The organism is Streptomyces sp. ALI-76-A (assembly GCF_030287445.1).
GTDB lineage: Bacteria > Actinomycetota > Actinomycetes > Streptomycetales > Streptomycetaceae > Streptomyces.
In genome coordinates, this window is sequence record NZ_JASVWB010000002.1 from 6,116,475 (window position 1) to 6,133,271 (window position 16,797).

A 16,797-nucleotide genomic window follows, 5' to 3' on the forward strand; every position below is an offset into this window, starting at 1 on the left:
GTGGACCCCCCTGGGAGACGAAGGTTGAGACATCGCAGGAAAGCGAAGCCGAAACAGCCTTCCACCACCTTCCACCAGGGGACACACCATGTACGAGTTCGAGCTCCAGCAACTCCGTTCCGCCGAGCTGATCCGCCGGGCCGACCAGGAGCGACTGGCCCGCGAGGCCACCCGCCTCCGCCGCGCCGCCCGCCGCGAAGCGGCACGAAGCACCGCCGAGAACGATCCGCATACCGGCCGCCCCCGCCGTCACCGGTTCATCCGCACCGCGTGAGGTCGGGAGCACGAGGGACCGCGCGGTCGGGGGCGCGCGGTCGGGGGCGCGCGGCCGGGGAGCGCGGGGTGTGGCGGTGAAGGGGGCGACGGTCGTTCCCACGGGGCACACCTCCGCCGCCGCCTCCCTCGCGCATGCCGTCGTGGCCGGTTCCGCACCGCAGGCCGCGGCGGGCGTCGTGGACGCGGGCGTCGGGAAAACCGGTGCCGCGTTGTCGTACCCACGTGCGATGCTCGGGCCTGTGGAGACCAGGTCCGTCAGTCCCGTGTTCATCGGTCGCGCCGACGAGTTGGACACGTTGAACGACGCGCTCGTCCGTGCCGCCGCGGGCGAGCCGCAGGCGTTACTGCTGGGCGGCGAGGCCGGGGTCGGCAAGACCCGCCTCGTCGAGGAGTTCGCCACCGCGGCCTGCCGCCGCGGTGCCGTCGTCGCGCTCGGCGGCTGCGTCGAGATCGGCGCCGACGGACTGCCGTTCGCCCCCTTCTCCACCGCCCTGCGCGCGCTGCGCCGCGAACTGCCCGACGAACTCGCCGCCGCGGCCGCCGGCCAGGAGGAGGAACTGGCCCGCCTGTTGCCGGAACTGGGCGAGACGGTCTCCGGACGGCACGACGAGGAGGGCATGGCCCGCCTCTTCGAACTCACCGCCCGGCTGCTGGAACGCGTCGCCGCCGACCGCACCGTCGTCGTCGCCCTGGAGGACCTGCACTGGGCCGACGCCTCCACCCGGCACCTCCTCGCCTACCTCTTCCGCACCCTGCGGACCGGCCGCCTCGTCGTCCTCGCCACCTACCGCGCCGACGACATCCACCGCCGCCACCCGTTGCGCCCCCTGCTCGCCGAACTCGACCGGCTGCGCACCGTCCGCCGCCTCGAACTCGGCCGCTTCAACCGCGCCGAGGTCGGCCGCCAGATCGCCGGCATCCTCGCCCACGAACCCGACCCGGCCCAGGTCGACGACATCTTCGAACGCTCCGACGGCAACGCCTTCTTCGTCGAGGAACTCGCCGTCGCCGCCCACGAGGGCTGCCGCACCGGCCTCACCGACTCCCTGCGCGACCTGCTCCTGGTACGCGTCGAGTCACTGCCCGAGAGCGCCCAGCGAGTCGCCCGGATCGTCGCCGAGGGCGGCTCCACCGTCGAGTACCGGCTGCTCGCCGCCGTCGCCCGGCTCGCCGAGGACGACCTCATCGAGGCACTGCGGGCCGCCGTGGGCGCCAACATCCTGCTCGCCGCGCCCGACGGCGACGGCTACCGCTTCCGCCACTCCCTGGTCCGCGAGGCCGTCAGCGACGATCTGCTGCCCGGCGAACGCTCCCGCCTCAACCGCCGCTGCGCCGAGGCCCTGGAAGCCGACCCCACCCTCGTCCCCGCCGACGAACGCGTGATGCGCCTGGCCAGCTACTGGTACCACGCCCACGACGCAGCCAAGGCCCTGCCCGCCGTCCTGGACGCCTCCGTCACCGCCCGCCGCCGGCACGCCTACTCCGAGCAACTGCGGCTGCTGGAACGCGCGATGGAACTGTGGGACACCGCACCCGAGGACGTCCGCGCGCGCCTGCGCCCCGTCGACTACACCGAGGTCTACCCGCCCGGCGGCTGTGACCCCGCGACCACCCCGCTCGGCTATCTCGACCTGATGGCGGAGGCCGCCGTCGCCGGACGGCTGTGCGGCGAACGCGAACGCGCCCTGAAGATCATCAAGCGGGCGCTGCGCCTGCTCGACGAGGAGGGGGACCCGCTGCGCGCCGCCTGGTTCTGGGTCCAGCGCTCCCGGCTGGTCCAGGCCCAGGCCCGCGGTGACGGCTGGCAGGAACTGGCCACCGCCCAGGACCTCGTCCGCGGGCTGCCGCCGTCCGAGGTGCACGCCGAGGTGCTGTCCACCGTGGCCAGCTGGGCGATGCTGCACGAACCAGGCCCGGACGCCTGCTCCGCCGCCGAGCGGGCGGTCGAGTACGCCCGCATGGTCGGCGCCCGGGAGATCGAGCTGAACGCCCGCCTCACCGTCGGCTGCCTGATGGTCGACGCGGGCGACGTGGAGGCCGGGCTCGCCGAGTTGTACGAGGTCAAGGAGCGGGCCGTCGAGGAGGGCATGACGTATGTGGCCGGCCGCGCCCACATCAACCTGCCCTCGGAACTGGAGGCCGTCGGCCGCTCCCGGGAGGCGGTGCCCATCCTGGAGGCGGGCCTCGCCTTCACCCGCAGGTTCGGCCTGCTGGACTCCGAGGCGTGGGTGTGGGGCAACCTGTCCGACTCGCTGTACTCGCTGGGCCGTTGGGACGCCGCCGCCGAGGCCGCGGAGAACGCCCTGCGGGTCGGGCACAGCGCCAAACCCCAGGGCTCCGGCGCGCTGCGTCTGGCCAACCTCGCCCTCGTCCGGGGCGACGTGGCCGGTGCCGCCGCGCATCTGGCCACCGCCCGGACCTATTACGGCACCCACGACCCCACGCCGCAGCAGGCACTGCCGCTCGCCCGCATCGTGATCGGCGTGGCCGTGGGGGAGGGCCGCCTGCACGACGCCCGCGCCGAACTGGACCAGGTCCTGGCCGCCGGCTTCCCGCCCGGCACCCAGCGGTACGGCTGGCCGCTCCTGCTGGCCGCCGCCCAGGCCGAGGCCGACGCCCGCGACCTGCCGGCCGCCCAGCCGGACCGGCCCGCCGTCCTGGACCGGATCCACACGGCCGCCAAGAACGTCACCACCGGCGCGCCCGTGTGGCTCGCCGTCGAGAAGTGGCTCCGCGCCGAGGTCCGCCGCGCCGAGGGCCAGGACACCCCCGAACTGTGGTCGGAGGTGGTCACCGCCTTCGAGCCCCTGGAACACCCCTACGATCTCGCCCGCGTCCGGTACCGGCTGGCCGAGTCCCTGCTGGCCGGCGGCGGGGAGCCCGAGCGCGCCCGGGTCACGGAACTGCTCCGCCTCACCCACACCGTCGCCGAGCACCTCGGCGCGCGCCCCCTCGCCGCATCCGCCGCCCGCCTGGCCCAGCGCGCCCGCCTGCCCCTGACCGGCACCCGCGCCCTGAGCGGCGGGACCGGTGGCGGGGCGGAGACCGGCACCCCGGACGACCCGGCCCGCGCCCTCGGCCTCACCGGCCGGGAACGCGACGTCCTGCGCCTGGTCTCCGCCGGCCGCACCAACCGCCAGATAGCCGAGGAACTGTTCATCTCGCCGAAGACGGCCAGCGTCCACGTCTCGAACATCCTCGCCAAGCTCGGCGTCTCGGGCCGGGGCGAGGCGGCGGCGGTGGCGCATCAGCTGGGGCTGTTCCCGGCCGGGGTCTCCCGGGTACCGGCGCAGGGATGAGGCGTACGCTGCGAGGAGACCGGCAGGAGGCGCCGTGTTCAACATGTTCGAGGAACTGTTCGCACCCGGCCGCAAGCACACCCGCGACGAGCAGAACCGGCTGGAGCTGACCCGCGAGGACGTCGGGGACGGCGACCCCGGACGCGGACCGATAGACCTCACGTCCGGAAAGGTCGTCGTACGACCGCAGCAGCCGGACGAGGAGGAGTCCTCGCCGGAGTGAGGGCCGGGACCGGGGAACGGCGTCCGGATCAGGGCCCTAGCTGACCTGTATCTCCAGGATCCGGTCGTCCCCGTCCCTCGGGTCTCCCCGGCCGTCCGTGTTGCTGGTCACCAGCCACAGCTTGTCGCCGCCCGCCGACACCACCGTGCGCAGCCGGCCGTACTCGCTCTCGAGGAAGGCCTGCGGGTCGGCCGAGGCCTCCGTGCCGTTCAGGGGGACCCGCCACAGGCGCTGACCCTTCAGGCCCGCCATCCAGACGGAACCCTCGGCGTAGGCGATGCCGCTGGGCGAGGCGTCGTCCGTGCCCCACTGGGCTGTCGGATCGCGGTACTCGGCGTCGTCCGACGTGCCCTCGGCCTCCGGCCAGCCGTAGTTGCCGCCCGGCTCGATCGCGTTCAGCTCGTCCCAGGTGTCCTGCCCGAACTCCGCGGCGAACAGGCGTTGCTTGTCGTCCCAGGCGAGGCCCTGCACATTGCGGTGGCCGTACGAGTACACGGCGGAGTCCGGGAAGGGGTTGCCCGGCGCCGGCTCGCCCTCCGGGGTCATGCGCAGGATCTTGCCGCCCGGGGACTTGGTGTCCTGGGACAGGCCCGTGTCACCGCTCTCGCCCGTGCCCGCGTACAGCATCTTGTCCGGGCCGAAGGCGATCCGGCCTCCGTTGTGGATGTAGCCCTTGGGGATGCCCTTGAAGATCGTGTCGGGGGCGCCCAGCTGCTCCCCGGCCGGTTTCCTCTCGTCGTACAGCATCCGCACGACGCGGTTGTCGGAGGCCGAAGTGAAGTACGCGTAGACCATGTGGTCCGAGGCGTAGTCCGGGGAGAGCGCGAGGCCCATGAGGCCGCCCTCGCCGGCCGGTGAGACCCCCGGCACCTCGCCCAGCTCGGTCTTCTTGCCCGACGCCCCGTCGACCCGCGTGATCGTGGCCTCGTCGCGGGAGGAGACCAGCAGGTCGCCCTCCGGCAGCGGGGCCACGCCCCACGGGGTGCTCAGGCCCTCGGCGACGGTGCGGAGCACCTTCACCGAGCCCTTGGCGGGAGGGGTCCGCTCGGCGGCCTGCTCGGTGGGCGACGACCCGGACGCCGTGGGGACGGGTGCCGTGCTTCCGCCGACGGACGGCGATCCACCGCCCCCGCCTTCGGAGGAGCAGCCCGCCGTCAGCAGGAGCGCGGCCGCGGCCAGCACGGCCGACACAGCTCGACGTTGCACGATCTTGGTCCCTTCGACGGGGCGGTCTCGCGGCAGGTTCTCCCGGCGGGTTCCACCGGCGGTTCTACTGTTCATACACCGCTCGCGCCTCACAGGTTCCCGATCACCGCAAGCCCATACGAACTCCGGCGCGCGAAGACCGGCCGTGCCACGGTCCTACTCCCAGGACCCCTGCGCCCGCGGCAGGTCCGCCAGCTCCGCCAGGTCCCGCGCGGTCAGCCGCAGTGCCGCCGCCCGCGCGTTCTCCGTGACCCAGCGCTCCCGCTTCGCGCCGGGCACCGGGACCACGTGGTGTCCCTGCGCCAGGACCCAGGCCAGGGCGACCTGCGCCGGGGTGACGTCCTCCCCGTGGCGGCGGGCCACGCGGCGCAGACCGACCACGATCGGCTGGTTCGCGGCCATCATCTCCGCGGTGAAACGGGGGTGACGGGCGCGCACGTCGTCCGGTTCGAACCCCTCGCCCGGGGTGAGCGTGCCGGTCAGGAAGCCGTTGCCGAGGGGCATCGCGGCCAGGAAGCCGATCCCGCGCGCCTCGCACCAGGGCAGCAGCGCCTGCGTGGCCTCCGGGGACCACACCGACAGCTCCGCCTGCACCGCGCTCACCGGGAACACCTGCTGCACCCGCCGCAGTTGCCGCAGCGTCACGTCGTGCAGCCCCGCCCCGGCGGCGGACCGGCGGCCGGCCCGGGCGCCCACCGCGCACAGCCCCAACGACCGTACTTTTCCGGCCTGGACGAGGTCGGCCATCGCGCCCCAGGTCTCCTCGACCGGAACCTCCGGGTCCGCACGATGGAGCTGGTAGAGGTCGATCACGTCCGTCTGGAGCCGTCGCAGGGAGGCGTCGCAGGCCCTTCTCACGTACCCGGGGCGGCCGTTGGCCACGATGTGCTGCTCACCCACCAGCAGTCCCACCTTGGTGGACACGAACGCGTCCTGGCGCCGTTCCTTCAACGCCCGCCCGATCAGCAGCTCGTTGGTGAACGGCCCGTACATGTCGGCCGTGTCCAGGAGCGTCGAGCCCAGGTCCAGCGCCCGGTGCACGGCCCTGAGCGACTCCTCGCCGCGCTGCCGTGATCCGCTGTACGCCCAGCTCATCGGCATGCATCCGAGTCCGACGGCCCCCACCGCGAGCGCCGCCGCGCCGATCGTCCTGCGCTCCACCTGCCCGTGACCCTCCCTCTCCTGCCCCCAACCTAACCTCTGCGGCTCCGGGCGCCTGACATAGCCTCCTGACCATGACTGCTGCTGACGTGTGGCTTCCGGTGCCGCCGGAGGAGATCGAGGGGCTTCCCGAGGGCCCGAACTACCGCTTCTGGAACGGCGAGGAGGACTTTCCCGCCGATCCGGCCGACTGCGTCTACTACGTCGTCCCCTACATGCGGCCCGCCGAGGTGGTCCTGCGGCCCGTGCCGTACCTGAGTTCCGTGCAGGTCGTGCAGACGCTGTCGGCCGGCACCGACGTCGTCGAGCCGGGTCTGCGGCACCTGAGGCCCGGCGTGCGGCTGTGCAACGCACGCGGGGTGCACGAGGCGAGCACCGCCGAACTCACGCTGACGCTGATCCTCGCCTCGCTGCGCGGCGTACCGGACTTCGTCCGCGCCCAGGACCGCGGGGAGTGGCGCGGCGGGTTCCGGCCGGCGCTGGCCGACAAGAACATCCTCATCGTGGGCTACGGCTCGATCGGGTCGGCGATCGAGGACCGGCTCGTTCCGTTCGAGGTCGCGCGGGTGGCGCGCGTCGCGCGCTCCGAGCGCACCACGGCGCGCGGACCGGTGCATCCGCTCACCCAGCTCCCCTCCCTGCTGCCGGAGGCGGACGTCGTGGTCCTGTCCACGCCGCTCACCGAGGCCACCCGCCACCTGGTCGACGCCGACTTCCTGGCCCGCATGAAGGACGGCGCGCTGCTGGTCAACGTCGCCCGCGGTCCCGTCGTCGACACCAAGGCGCTGCTCGCCGAACTGGACAACGGCCGCCTCAGCGCCGCCCTCGACGTCACCGACCCCGAACCGCTGCCCCCGGGCCACCCCCTGTGGAAGGCGCCCGGCGTGCTCGTCAGCCCGCACGTCGGCGGACCCACGTCCGCGTTCCTGCCGCGCGCCAAACGGCTCCTCGTGGACCAGTTGAGCCGTTTCGTGAACCGGGAGCCGCTGCGCAACGTGATCCTCACGACGGGTACAACCGGCGCCTGACGCCCGCGGGCCGGGCCCCGAGCGCGCGATCCGCGCGACGGGCGCGACGGGGCGTCATCCGTTTCCGGCACCCTCCGCAACCCTCCGGACGCGGTCCGTGCCCGCGCCTCCGCTGATCGTCACGGAGCGTAGAGGAACTATGTCCCTGAGTGACGAGACTGGTGTATCGTCCCGACAGGGGCTGCGCCGCGCACTCTTCGGCGCCGGGGATGGACGTTTCAGACTGTGAGGGGGGCGACGGGCGATGCACGGCCTATGGACGAACGATCCGACGCGGCGGAGCCGCCGACGGCGACCCGGGCACACGGCCGCGCGCAGACGCGGTCACCACGGCGGCCGGTTCGGCGGTCATGCCGGACATCCCAGCCATCACCATCACAGCTCGCACCACCGCAGGCACAGCGGCCGCAGGAGGCACGCGCACCCGGCGCAGCGGGATCCGCGGGACCCCCGAGCGGCGCGGACCGGGAGGGCCCGGTGAGTTCGCCCCCGTCCTCCACGACCACCCTCGACTCGGTGGTGCCGGTCAGGCGCGCGCCGGGGGCGTCACCGACCCGCCCCTCGGCCGCCGGCGGCGGGTCCGGCCTGGCCCGCCAACTCCTTCTGGCCCTGGTCTGCGCGGCATACGCCATCGGTTCCGCGGTCGGCTGGGGCTCGCAGCAAGTCGCGCTGATCATGGGCGACTTCGGGCTGAGCGCCGCGGCGGGCGCCGCGGCCGTGTCCTGCTTCCTCTACGCCCGCAACCGCCGTATCCGCTTCCGGCCCGCCTGGATGCTGTTCGGCCTCTCCTCCACGATGGCGGCCCTCGGCAACCTGGTCTGGGGATGGTACGAGGTCGTCCTGGGAGTCGAGGTCCCGACGCCCAGCTATGCCGACCTGTTCTTCCTGTGCTTCGCGCCGCCCGCGATCGTGGGTCTGCTGGTGCTCGCCAAGCGGCCCGTGACGAAGGCGGGCTGGGTCTGCCTCGGCCTGGACGCCTGGCTGATCGGCGGCTCCCTGCTCACGCTCTCCTGGAGCCTCGCCCTGGCGCAGGCCGCCAGGTCCGAGGGGCGCAGCGTGTCCAGCGCCGCGCTCTCACTGGCGTACCCGCTGCTGGACATCGCCCTGATCAGCATGGTGCTCGCACTGCACTTCCGGCGCTCCTCGGGCAACCGCACGGCGGTGAACACCGCGATCGGCGCGCTCGCCCTGACCGTGATGTGCGACGCCCTGTTCACCTCACCGCTGCTGCACCACAGCTACCGCTCCGGCCAACTGCTCGACGCGGGCTGGTTCGCCGGCTCGCTGCTGCTCGCGTACGCCCCCTGGGCCGCCCCGCGCTCCGGAGCCGACACCGCCAGGCCGCAGCCACCCGGGCACACGCGCGTGGTACGCGGCCACCTGCCCGGACAGCACATCGCCCCGCACCACCACCCGCCCGCGCCGGGAGGGGATCACAGCCGGTATCCGGCCGCCCGGCCGATCGCGGGTTCGCTGGCCGCCCTCACGCCCTATCTCGCCGCCGCCGTCTGCACCCTGGGCATCCTCTACAACGTCCTCAACGGCCGCAGCGTCGACCGTGTGGTGCTCCTGACCGGCGGCACCGTGGTGCTCGCCCTCGTGGTGCGCCAGGGCATCATGCTGCTCGACAACATCACCCTCACCCAGGAACTGGCGCAGAAGGAGAACCACTTCCGCTCCCTGGTGCAGGGCTCCAGCGACGTCATCATGATCGCCGCGCCCAACGGCATCCTCCGCTACGTCTCCCCGGCCGCCGCAGGGGTCTACGGACGCCCGGCGGAGGAACTCGTCGGGACGGAACTGGCCGCGCTCATCCACCCGGAGGACCTGGGCTGCGTGGTGCACGAGGTCCGCCGCTTCCTCGCCGCCAGCCCCCAGGAGGAACCCACCACCCGCATCGAATGCCGCTTCCGCTCCGGCGACGACGGCTGGCTCAACGTCGAGTCCACCGTCAACCGGCATCACGGCGGCCTCATCTTCAACAGCCGGGACGTGACCGAACGGGTGCGCCTCCAGGCGCAGCTCCAGCACAACGCCGAGCACGACCCGCTGACCGACCTGCCCAACCGCGCCCTGTTCACCCGGCGCGTCCAGCAGGCCCTGTCCGGCCGCCGCTCCTCCGACCGGGGCGCCGCCCTGCGCGGCACGGCCGTCCTCTTCATCGACCTCGACGGCTTCAAGGCCGTCAACGACACGATCGGGCACCAGGCCGGGGACGAACTGCTCGTCCAGGCCGCCCGCAGACTCCAGGACGCGGTCCGGCACGGGGACACGGCCTCCCGTCTCGGCGGCGACGAGTTCGCGGCCCTGATCGTCGGCGACGGCACCCGTGACCGGGCCGCCCGTGAACGCCACATACTGGAGCTCGCCGAACGCCTCAGGACCACGCTCTCGCAGCCGTACCTCATCGACGGCAACGATGTCCGGGTCAACGCGTCCATCGGCGTCGCCTTCGCCGAACCGGGCCTCGGCGCGGGCGAACTGCTGCGCAACGCCGACCTGGCGATGTACCGCGCCAAGGCGGGCGGCAAGGGCCGCGTCGAGCTGTACGCCCCCCAGATGCAGCAGGACGTCGTACGGAAGGCGGAGCTGGCCACGCGGCTGCGTGCCGCGCTGAACGACGGCGAGTTCACGCTGCTGCACCAGCCGGTGGTGTGCCTCGGGGACGGCCGGATCGCATCGGTGTGCGCCCAGGCGCGCTGGCGCTCCTCCCAGGGCGTGCTGTTCACACCCGCGGAGTTCCTGCGGGTGGCCGAGGACAGCGACAAGACCGCCGAGCTGGGCCGCTGGATGCTGGAGAAGGCCGTGGAACAGGCCGCCGAGCGGGCCGCGACCGGGCTGGCCGTACCGGTGGCGGTCCGGATGGGCGCACGTCGGCTGCTGGACCGCTCGATGCCGCTCAGCTCGATAGAGGCCCTGCTGACCCGGCACGGGCTGCCGTCCGGGTCCCTGGTGATCGAGCTGTCCGACCTCGATCCCCGGGTCCCCATGGAGGAGCTGGAGCGCCGGCTGAGCGCGCTGCGCAGGCTGGGCGTCCGGATCGCCCTGGACGGCTTCGGCACGGGATACGCGGCCATCACGGCCCTGCGGCGGCTCCCCGTCGACGTACTGAGACTCGACCGCGGTCTGGTCGAGGGCGTCGTCGAGTCCGCGCGGCTGCACAAGATCACCAGCGGGCTGCTGCGCATCGCCGGCGATCTCGGGCTGCGGTCCGTCGCGGACGGCGTGGACCTTCCGGAGCAGGTCGTGGCGCTGCGCGCGATGGGCTGCACGCACGGGCAGGGCATGGCGTTCTCGGGTCCGCTGGACGAGTACCGGCTGCGCCGGGCCCTGAGTTCCGGCCGCTATCCGGTGCCGCACGGCCCGGCCGAGCCCGCGTTCGCGGGTGGCGGCGCGGGGGTGTACACCAGTGGCGTGCCCGCGGTGCTCGGCGGCGGGACGGCCCTGCGCTCACATAATGAGACTCCCGTCCCACCCACTTGACAGTGGGTGTGTGCCGGGGGGAGGGTCAGTGCCATGCGCACCCGAATTCTCGTACTTGGAAAGCGCGTCGGCTGACGCTGGTGATGTCCGGACGGACCCGGCACCTCCCAGCGACTCCACCCGGCGCGCTCCCCTCGCTTGCCTTATGGCACGAGGGGTTTTTTGTTGCACGGACACCGTCCGCGCAACAGACGAACACCGCGCAAACCTCGCAAAAACCCTCAGCATCGAGAAGAGAATGCCGATGACCGAGCAGGCCACCGGGGCCCATCACCCGCAGCCGCGGCCCCGATCCGGAGGACAGTCCGCCCCCGAGCACGTCACGGGCGCGCAGTCCCTCATCCGCTCTCTCGAGGAGGTCGGCGCCGACACGGTATTCGGTATCCCCGGTGGTGCGATCCTCCCGGCCTACGACCCGCTGATGGACTCCACCCGGGTGCGCCACGTCCTGGTCCGGCACGAGCAGGGCGCCGGCCACGCGGCCACCGGCTACGCGCAGGCCACCGGCAAGGTGGGCGTCTGCATGGCGACCTCGGGTCCCGGCGCGACGAACCTGGTGACGCCGATCGCGGACGCCCACATGGACTCGGTGCCGCTGGTCGCGATCACCGGGCAGGTGGCCTCGAAGGCGATCGGCACGGACGCCTTCCAGGAGGCGGACATCGTCGGCATCACCATGCCGATCACCAAGCACAACTTCCTGGTCACCAAGGCCGAGGACATCCCCCGGGTGATCGCGCAGGCGTTCCACATCGCCGCCACCGGCCGCCCCGGCCCGGTCCTCGTCGACATCGCCAAGGACGCCCTCCAGGCGCGGACCGTCTTCTCCTGGCCGCCGGTCATGGACCTGCCCGGCTACCGTCCGGTCACCAAGCCGCACGCGAAGCAGATCCGCGAGGCGGCCAAGCTGATCACCTCCGCGAAGCGCCCCGTCCTCTACGTCGGCGGCGGCGTCCTGAAGGCCCGGGCCACCGCCGAGCTGAAGGTCCTCGCGGAACTCACCGGAGCGCCCGTCACCACCACCCTGATGGCGCTCGGCGCATTCCCCGACAGCCACCCGCTGCACGTGGGAATGCCGGGCATGCACGGTGCGGTCACCGCCGTCACCGCGCTGCAGAAGGCCGACCTGATCGTCGCCCTCGGAGCCCGCTTCGACGACCGCGTCACCGGCAAGCTGGACAGCTTCGCACCCAACGCCAGGATCGTCCACGCCGACATCGACCCGGCGGAGATCGGCAAGAACCGCGCCGCCGACGTGCCGATCGTCGGGGACGCCCGCGAGGTCCTCGCCGACCTGGTCCAGGCGGTGCAGAAGGAGCACAGCGAGGGTCAGCAGGGCGAGGCCGCCAGGTCCCGGTACGCGGCCTGGTGGAAGGACCTCAACCGCTGGCGCGAGACGTACCCGCTGGGCTACGACCAGCCGGACAACGGCTCGCTCTCGCCGCAGCAGGTCATCGAGCGCATCGGGCAGCTCGCGCCGCAGGGCACGATCTTCGCGGCGGGCGTCGGCCAGCACCAGATGTGGGCCGCGCACTACATCCAGTACGAGAAGCCCGCGACCTGGCTGAACTCCGGCGGCGCCGGGACGATGGGCTACGCGGTCCCGGCCGCGATGGGCGCCAAGGCCGGAGCCCCGGGCCAGACGGTCTGGGCGATCGACGGCGACGGCTGCTTCCAGATGACCAATCAGGAGCTCACCACCTGCGCCCTGAACAACATCCCGATCAAGGTCGCCATCATCAACAACGGCGCCCTCGGGATGGTCCGCCAGTGGCAGACCCTCTTCTACAACCAGCGCTACTCCAACACCGTGCTGCACAGCGGCCCGGAGGCGGACGGCAAGCAGCCCAGCGCCGGCACCCGCGTCCCCGACTTCGTGAAGCTGTCGGAGGCCATGGGCTGCTACGCGATCCGCTGCGAGTCCCCGGAGGACCTCGACAAGGTCATCGAGGAGGCGAACTCGATCAACGACCGCCCGGTCGTCGTCGACTTCATCGTCCACGAGGACGCGATGGTGTGGCCGATGGTCGCCGCAGGCACCTCCAACGACGAGATCATGGCCGCCCGGGACGTCCGCCCCGACTTCGGCGACAACGAAGACGACTGAGCGAGGAAGACCCAAGAGACATGTCCAAGCACACGCTCTCCGTCCTGGTGGAGAACACGCCCGGAATCCTCGCCCGGATCGCCGCCCTGTTCTCCCGCCGCGGTTTCAACATCGACTCGCTCGCCGTCGGTGTCACCGAGCACCCCGACATCTCCCGCATCACCATCGTCGTGGGGGTCGAGGACCTGCCGCTGGAACAGGTGACCAAGCAGCTCAACAAGCTCGTCAACGTGCTGAAGATCGTCGAACTGGAGCCGGGTTCGGCCGTTCAGCGCGAACTCGTTCTGGTGAAGGTGCGCGCCGACAACGAGACGCGCTCGCAGATCGTCGAGATCGTCCAGCTGTTCCGCGCCAAGACGGTCGACGTCTCCCCGGAGGCCGTCACCATCGAGGCGACCGGCTCCAGTGACAAGCTGGAGGCGATGCTGAAGATGCTCGAGCCGTACGGCATCAAGGAGCTAGTGCAGTCCGGCACCATCGCGATCGGGCGCGGTGCCCGTTCCATCACGGACCGGTCGCTGCGCGCCCTGGACCGCTCGGCGTAAGCAGTACCTCCTCCACGGCCGGGCGGCCGGTACTCGTCGGCCGCCCGTATACCGAGACCCCGCAACCCGCCTTCCGCCCTCCGTCATACGGTGGGACGCAACACCTGCACACCAAGGAGAGAACCCAAAGTGGCCGAGCTGTTCTACGACGCCGACGCCGACCTGTCCATCATCCAGGGCCGCAAGGTCGCGGTCATCGGTTACGGCAGCCAGGGCCACGCCCACGCGCTGTCGCTCCGTGACTCGGGTGTCGACGTGCGTGTCGGTCTGCACGAGGGCTCCAAGTCCAGGGCGAAGGCCGAGGAGCAGGGCCTGCGTGTGGTGACGCCGTCGGAGGCCGCCGCCGAGGCCGACGTCATCATGATCCTGGTGCCGGACCCGATCCAGGCCCAGGTCTACGAGGAGTCCATCAAGGACAACCTCAAGGACGGCGACGCGCTGTTCTTCGGCCACGGCCTGAACATCCGCTTCGGCTTCATCAAGCCCCCGGCCGGCGTGGACGTCTGCATGGTCGCCCCGAAGGGCCCGGGCCACCTGGTCCGCCGCCAGTACGAGGAGGGCCGCGGCGTTCCCTGTATCGCGGCCGTCGAGCAGGACGCCACCGGCGACGCCTTCGCGCTGGCCCTGTCGTACGCGAAGGGCATCGGCGGCACCCGCGCCGGCGTCATCAAGACGACGTTCACCGAGGAGACCGAGACCGACCTGTTCGGTGAGCAGGCCGTCCTCTGCGGTGGTACGGCCGCGCTGGTCAAGGCGGGCTTCGAGACGCTGACCGAGGCGGGCTACCAGCCGGAGATCGCCTACTTCGAGTGCCTGCACGAGCTGAAGCTGATCGTCGACCTCATGTACGAGGGCGGCCTGGAGAAGATGCGCTGGTCGATCTCCGAGACCGCCGAGTGGGGCGACTACGTCACCGGTCCGCGGATCATCACGGACGCCACCAAGGCCGAGATGAAGAAGATCCTCGGTGAGATCCAGGACGGCACCTTCGCCCAGGCCTGGATGGACGAGTACCACGGCGGTCTGAAGAAGTACAACGAGTACAAGACCCAGGACTCCGAGCACCTGCTGGAGACCACGGGCAAGGAGCTGCGCAAGCTCATGAGCTGGGTGAACGACGAGGAGGCCTGACGTCATGGTCCGGCCGTGGCGTCCGTCGCGGCCGGACCTTGCCCGTCCGGGTGATCCTTCCGTACAGGCGCGGGACGACCTCCGCCACGCCACTACACTGCCGTACTACATACGCGTCAGGCCCACAGCGTCGTGCGTCTTCCACGCGGCTAGCACCCCTCCACCGCCTGCGGCCGTCGGGACGGCCGTCCGCTTGGACTTGTGAGGACTCACGTGAGCTCGAAACCTGTCGTACTCATCGCTGAAGAGCTGTCGCCCGCCACCGTGGACGCTCTGGGGCCGGACTTCGAGATCCGGCACTGCAACGGCGCGGACCGGGCCGAACTGCTCCCCGCCATCGCCGACGTCGACGCGATCCTGATCCGCTCGGCCACCAAGGTCGACGCCGAGGCCGTCGCCGCCGCCCGCAAGCTGAAGGTCGTCGCACGAGCCGGCGTCGGCCTGGACAACGTCGACGTGTCCGCCGCCACCAAGGCCGGCGTGATGGTCGTCAACGCCCCCACCTCCAACATCGTGACCGCGGCGGAGCTGGCCTGCGGTCTTCTGCTCGCCACCGCGCGCAACATTCCGCAGGCCAACGCCGCGCTCAAGAACGGCGAGTGGAAGCGGAGCAAGTACACGGGCGTGGAGCTGGCCGAGAAGACCCTCGGTGTCGTGGGTCTGGGCCGCATCGGCGCGCTCGTCGCCCAGCGCATGTCCGCGTTCGGCATGAAGGTCGTCGCCTACGACCCCTACGTGCAGCCCGCACGGGCCGCGCAGATGGGCGTCAAGGTGCTGTCGCTGGACGAGCTGCTCGAGGTCTCCGACTTCATCACCGTCCACCTGCCGAAGACCCCCGAGACGCTCGGCCTGATCGGCGACGAGGCGCTGCGCAAGGTCAAGCCCGGCGTGCGGATCGTCAACGCCGCGCGCGGCGGGATCGTCGACGAGGAGGCGCTGTACTCCGCCCTCAAGGAGGGCCGGGTGGCAGGCGCCGGTCTCGACGTGTACACGAAGGAGCCCTGCACGGACTCCCCGCTGTTCGAGTTCGACCAGGTCGTGGCCACCCCGCACCTCGGCGCGTCGACGGACGAGGCGCAGGAGAAGGCCGGTATCGCCGTCGCCCGGTCGGTGCGGCTCGCGCTCGCCGGTGAGCTGGTCCCGGACGCGGTGAACGTCCAGGGCGGCGTCATCGCCGAGGACGTCAAGCCGGGCCTGCCGCTCGCCGAGCGCCTGGGCCGGATCTTCACCGCGCTCGCGAGCGAGGTAGCCGTCCGTCTCGACGTCGAGGTGTACGGCGAGATCACCCAGCACGACGTGAAGGTGCTGGAGCTGTCCGCCCTCAAGGGTGTCTTCGAGGACGTCGTCGACGAGACGGTGTCGTACGTCAACGCCCCGCTGTTCGCGCAGGAGCGCGGTGTCGAGGTGCGGCTGACGACCAGCTCGGAGTCGGCCGACCACCGCAACGTGGTGACCGTGCGCGGCACGCTCGGCAGCGGCGAGGAGGTGTCGGTCTCCGGCACCCTGGCCGGCCCGAAGCACCTGCAGAAGCTGGTCGCGGTCGGTGAGTACGACGTCGACCTCGCGCTCGCCGACCACATGGTCGTCCTGCGGTACGAGGACCGTCCGGGCGTCGTCGGCACGGTGGGCCGCGTCTTCGGCGAGGCCGGTATCAACATCGCCGGTATGCAGGTCGCCCGCGCGGCGGCCGGCGGCGAGGCGCTGGCGGTGCTGACCGTCGACGACACCGTGCCCGCCGGAGTGCTGACCGAGGTCGCCGAGGAGATCGGCGCCACGTCGGCTCGTGCGGTGAACCTGGTCTGAGGCGCGGCGTCCGGGGGCCGCTCCCGGACGCTGTCGCCCCGCATGCCGTCCTGAACGCCGGACGGGCCGGTTGCTGCCGGCCCGTCCGGCGTTCTGGTGTTCTCGCGCGCTCCCGGTTCGCGTTCCGTCTCAGACCGCCGCCTTCTCCGGTCCCGGCGCCTCCTCGCGCACCTCGACGCCCCGCAGCGTCACCGCCGCCGGCCCCGCCGCCCCGGCGAGGACCACCGCCCCGGCGACGGCCGCTCCCTGCATCCCGCCGGTGAACGCCTCCCGCGGTCGCCGTACGAGGGGGCGAGGCCGACCCGGTCGAGGAGTCCGGCCACCCGGGCGGGGTCGTCGGCGGCGGTCCAGCGGCCCTGCGCCTTCAGCGGTGCCACCGCGTCACGGGTGCGGTGCCGGGGGCCGAAGGAGCCGTAGCGGTCCTGGAAGACGGGCCGCACGCGTGGCCGGAAGGGGCGGAGTTCGCGCTCCGGCTGGGTGGTCGACTCCTGCCCCACGAAACGACCCCGACAGTCACCCCGGAGGGCGTGCGCGG

The 16,797-nt window shown here is 72.1% G+C and carries 12 protein-coding genes; 9 read left to right on the plus strand and 3 right to left on the minus strand.

Features of this window, described 5'->3' with window-relative positions; all coding sequences use genetic code 11:
* Nucleotides 1-88: 88 nt before the first annotated feature.
* The 3 genes from QQS16_RS28470 to QQS16_RS28480 all read left to right on the plus strand — a co-directional run bounded on the left by QQS16_RS28470 (nt 89) and on the right by QQS16_RS28480 (nt 3,798).
* Nucleotides 89-274, plus strand: a complete 186-nt coding sequence (locus tag QQS16_RS28470; protein WP_286064876.1) for a hypothetical protein — start codon at nt 89-91, stop codon at nt 272-274.
* A 229-nt stretch (nt 275-503) separates the two neighbouring features.
* Nucleotides 504-3,575 carry a helix-turn-helix transcriptional regulator gene (locus tag QQS16_RS28475; RefSeq protein WP_286066486.1) on the plus strand — a complete coding sequence of 1,024 codons (3,072 nt, stop codon included), beginning with the start codon at nt 504-506 and terminating at the stop codon, nt 3,573-3,575.
* A 34-nt stretch (nt 3,576-3,609) separates the two neighbouring features.
* Nucleotides 3,610-3,798 carry a DUF6191 domain-containing protein gene (locus tag QQS16_RS28480; protein WP_286064877.1) on the plus strand — a complete coding sequence of 63 codons (189 nt, stop codon included), beginning with the start codon at nt 3,610-3,612 and terminating at the stop codon, nt 3,796-3,798.
* Between the two features lie 36 nt (nt 3,799-3,834).
* Here the strand turns inward: QQS16_RS28480 and QQS16_RS28485 are convergent, their stop codons facing one another.
* Together QQS16_RS28485 and QQS16_RS28490 are read right to left on the minus strand one after the other, a co-directional pair.
* A complete protein-coding gene (locus QQS16_RS28485; protein WP_286066487.1) occupies nt 3,835-4,989 on the minus strand; it encodes a PQQ-dependent sugar dehydrogenase in 1,155 nt (384 codons plus the stop codon).
* A gap of 171 nt (nt 4,990-5,160) precedes the next feature.
* The gene (locus tag QQS16_RS28490) at nt 5,161-6,165 is read right to left on the minus strand and encodes an aldo/keto reductase (RefSeq protein ID WP_286064878.1); all 1,005 of its coding nucleotides are present in this window, start codon (nt 6,163-6,165) and stop codon (nt 5,161-5,163) included.
* Nucleotides 6,166-6,239: 74 nt separating this feature from the next.
* On the opposite strand from QQS16_RS28490, the gene QQS16_RS28495 reads away from it, so the two are divergent.
* The 6 genes from QQS16_RS28495 to serA all read left to right on the plus strand — a co-directional run bounded on the left by QQS16_RS28495 (nt 6,240) and on the right by serA (nt 16,262).
* On the plus strand, nt 6,240-7,193 hold the full coding sequence (locus tag QQS16_RS28495) for a 2-hydroxyacid dehydrogenase (protein WP_286064879.1): 954 nt from the start codon (nt 6,240-6,242) through the stop codon (nt 7,191-7,193).
* Nucleotides 7,194-7,670: 477 nt separating this feature from the next.
* Nucleotides 7,671-10,676, plus strand: a complete 3,006-nt coding sequence (locus tag QQS16_RS28500) for a putative bifunctional diguanylate cyclase/phosphodiesterase (protein ID WP_286064880.1) — start codon at nt 7,671-7,673, stop codon at nt 10,674-10,676.
* 238 nt (nt 10,677-10,914) lie between these two features.
* On the plus strand, nt 10,915-12,783 hold the full coding sequence (locus tag QQS16_RS28505; RefSeq protein WP_286064881.1) for an acetolactate synthase large subunit: 1,869 nt from the start codon (nt 10,915-10,917) through the stop codon (nt 12,781-12,783).
* A gap of 20 nt (nt 12,784-12,803) precedes the next feature.
* Entirely contained in the window at nt 12,804-13,328 is a 525-nt protein-coding gene (gene ilvN / locus QQS16_RS28510) for an acetolactate synthase small subunit (protein WP_286064882.1), read from the plus strand.
* Nucleotides 13,329-13,457: 129 nt separating this feature from the next.
* Nucleotides 13,458-14,459 (plus strand): ketol-acid reductoisomerase, encoded by a 1,002-nt coding sequence (gene ilvC, locus QQS16_RS28515; protein ID WP_286064883.1) that lies wholly within the window; start codon nt 13,458-13,460, stop codon nt 14,457-14,459.
* 213 nt (nt 14,460-14,672) lie between these two features.
* Entirely contained in the window at nt 14,673-16,262 is a 1,590-nt protein-coding gene (gene serA / locus QQS16_RS28520; RefSeq protein WP_286064884.1) for a phosphoglycerate dehydrogenase, read from the plus strand.
* A gap of 188 nt (nt 16,263-16,450) precedes the next feature.
* Here the strand turns inward: serA and QQS16_RS28525 are convergent, their stop codons facing one another.
* Nucleotides 16,451-16,759, minus strand: a complete 309-nt coding sequence (locus QQS16_RS28525; protein ID WP_353479694.1) for a hypothetical protein — start codon at nt 16,757-16,759, stop codon at nt 16,451-16,453.
* Nucleotides 16,760-16,797: the final 38 nt, after the last annotated feature.